The organism is Citrobacter sp. S55_ASV_140, assembly GCF_018919505.1.
GTDB lineage: Bacteria > Pseudomonadota > Gammaproteobacteria > Enterobacterales > Enterobacteriaceae > Citrobacter > Citrobacter werkmanii.
In genome coordinates, this window is the sequence record NZ_JAHLQZ010000317.1 from 1 (window position 1) to 2,912 (window position 2,912).

Genomic DNA, 2,912 nt, shown 5'->3' on the forward strand with positions numbered 1-2,912 from the left:
CCATATGCGTGGCCACAATTTGTGCGTTGGGAAGGGTGAAGTGGGTTTTTAGTACATCTTCTGCGCCCATAATAATTGGGCCAAAACCGATAACGTGGGCAAAACCGGCGTTCAAAATCACCACGTCCGGTTGGAAAGTCAGCATGTTGGCTTCCACTTCGTCACGCCAGATAGTGTCTCCAACCAGATACAGCGTTTTTTCCGCCGGATGCTGAAAGATTACCCCGCAGGCATCGCCTAAACGTTCCGCCATTTGCGGGATGGCGTAAGCGCGATCTGAGCCATGCTGGCCGCCGGTTTTACGCAGGATGATGTCGCCCAGCGTGGTGTTGTGCGTCAGTACGATCAGGTGTGTGAAACCCTGATCTCGCAGTACCTGCGCATCTTGCTCATTTTGCACGTAAATCGGTTTGTCTTTCGGCACGACGCGTGCTGCAACCTCATCCCAGTGATCTTCATGCAGGTGGGTCACGATCAGCGCGTCAACGTTGAGCAGGGTGTCGATATCGACGGGCAGATCGACGGTTGGGTTGCGGATCTCCGCACGTGCCGTTCCGGCAAAGCCCGGATAAGCACTTTTTGCCGCCAGCATTGGATCGATTAGAAAAGTCTTGCCGCCAAAGGTGATGTACTGCGTGGCGTTGCGGATTTGCGTGATGTTCATGGTGTTTGCTCCACGTGTTGGGTCAGTGGTGTCATCGTAGAGTGTTGTGCATAAGTTGAATGTGGGCAAATGGGCGACTAGCGATGGGATTGGGCCAAAAGAGTAAGAATAATTTAATTTAAAAATATAAGAAATCCTAAAATGCAATAGGAATGAAGCGAAACAGCACTTAGTGTCTTTACTTTTGTTTACATTTTGTGCTTTTTTAAAATGGTCGGCTGTGCTTTGCAGTCAAGTTCGCTTTCGTACTTTTTTGGAGGGTGGGGTGAAGTTCAGGGATGAAAGAAAGTTGGCATTACTGATTGGGATGTTAATTTTGCCCTTCACAACTGTTTCTGCCGCACCACTCTCTCCTGCGGATCGTAATACCATTCAGCAGCAACAGCAGCAGTTACTTAATGAAAACCAGCGCCAGCGTGAAGAGCTGGAGCGTAGCGTTACGTTGCCTGTAACCGTAACGCCGAAAACACCAGCCCGGGCTGAAGGGCCGTGTTTTATGATTTCGCGCATTGATATTGACGGCGCAACGAAGTTGTCCGCCGCTGCCTCGGCAAAGCTTATCGCGCCGTGGGTGAATCAATGCCTGGATATTCCCCGTCTGACGGAACTGACAAATGCGATTTCCGACTGGTATATCAGCCGAGGCTATATCACCAGTCGCGCCTTTTTAACCGAACAGGATCTCTCCTCCGGGGTGCTGCATATCGCGGTGCTTGAGGGGAAATTGCAGCAAATACGTCTGGAAGGCGTCCCATCGCGCACTCTGCTGATGACCTTTCCCGGAATGGAAGGAAAAATTCTCAATCTGCGTGACATTGAACAAGGGATGGAGCAGTTGAATCGGGTTCGCCAGACGCCGGTGGAAATTGAAATTTTGCCGGGCAGTCAGCAGGGGTTCTCAATAGTTAACCTCACCGCCACGCCAGAATTTCCACTCAATGGTTCAGTAAGTTTTGATAACAGCGGGCAAAAGAGCACCGGAACCGGGCAACTCAGTGGCGCATTATTTTTCAATAATATGCTCGGCCTGGCAGATAAATGGTTTATCAGCGGTGGACGCAGCAGCGATTTTTCCAGTAGCAAAGATGCGCAGAACTTCGCTACTGGCGTGAGTATTCCTTATGGCTACGGACTGCTTGATTACAGCTACAGCTGGAGTAACTACCTCAGCACTATTGATAACAATGGTTATGCCTGGCGTTCCACTGGTGATAGCGAAACCCATCGGTTGAACGGATCCTGGGTTTTGTTTCGCAATGGAGATGTCAAGACCGCTGCATCGCTGGGTCTCACGCATCGAATTAACCGTAACAGATTGAATGATGTCCTGCTGGAAACCAGTAGCCGCAAGCTTTCCAGTGTTTCGCTGGGTATCAACCATACGCAAAAAATTGCTTCTGGCGTTGCGACGTTTAACCCTTCATTCACCCAGGGCGTGCCGTGGTTTGGCGCAGAGGATGACAACAATAAACAGGGGGATGTGCCAAGGGCGGAATTTCGCAAATGGAGCGTCAATGGCAGTTTTCAGCGCCCGTTGGCAGAAAGACTGTGGTGGCTCAGCAGCGTCTATTTTCAATGGTCTGTGGACCGACTCTACGGCAGTGAACGCCTGACGCTGGGCGGAGAAACCTCAGTTCGCGGTTTTAAAGAACAATACATTTCTGGAGATAACGGCGGCTACTGGCGCAACGAAGTGAATTATTCGCTGTTTACGTTGCCGGTATTCGGACAGATTGGCGCGATGGCGGCATTCGACGGCGGCTGGCTGAAACAGGATAGCGCTGACAGGTATGCCTCCGGCACGTTGTGGGGGGCTGCGCTGGGATTAACCAGCTCAGGGCGCTGGTTCTCCTCTCAGTTTACCGTAGGAACGCCAGTTAACTATCCGGACTGGCTAGCCCCGGATCATCTCAATGTGTATTACCGCGTTGCGGTGGCATTTTAAGGAACAAGGGTGATGAAAAAGGATCAGGTTCGTTTTTCCCAGCGTTTGCTAAGCGGCATGTTGAGTTTTCTGCTGGCTACCCAACCACTGCTCCCGGCGATGGCTGCCGTCATCACGCCTGAAGGCAATACGCAGATGGATAAAGCCGCCAATGGTGTTCCGGTGGTGAATATTGCCACACCGAACCAGTCCGGGATTTCACACAATAAATATAACGACTACAACGTGGGAAAAGAGGGGCTGATCCTTAACAACGCGACCGGGCAATTTACCCAAACCCAGCTCGGCGGCATTATCCAGAAT

At 51.2% G+C, this 2,912-nt stretch carries 3 protein-coding genes; 2 read left to right on the forward strand and 1 reads right to left on the reverse strand.

All coding sequences use genetic code 11. From position 1 onward, the window contains the following. A partial coding sequence (locus KQJ18_RS23095) for an MBL fold metallo-hydrolase (protein ID WP_216422851.1) occupies positions 1 to 664 on the reverse strand: 664 nt, incomplete at its 3' end. 307 nt (positions 665 to 971) lie between these two features. On the opposite strand from KQJ18_RS23095, the gene KQJ18_RS23100 reads away from it, so the two are divergent. Together KQJ18_RS23100 and KQJ18_RS23105 are read left to right on the forward strand one after the other, a co-directional pair. Beyond that, positions 972 to 2,609 carry a ShlB/FhaC/HecB family hemolysin secretion/activation protein gene (locus tag KQJ18_RS23100; protein WP_253297557.1) on the forward strand — a complete coding sequence of 546 codons (1,638 nt, stop codon included), beginning with the start codon at positions 972 to 974 and terminating at the stop codon, positions 2,607 to 2,609. Positions 2,610 to 2,621: 12 nt separating this feature from the next. Continuing rightward, the coding region (locus KQJ18_RS23105; RefSeq protein WP_216422854.1) for a filamentous hemagglutinin N-terminal domain-containing protein at positions 2,622 to 2,912 on the forward strand (291 nt) is incomplete at its 3' end.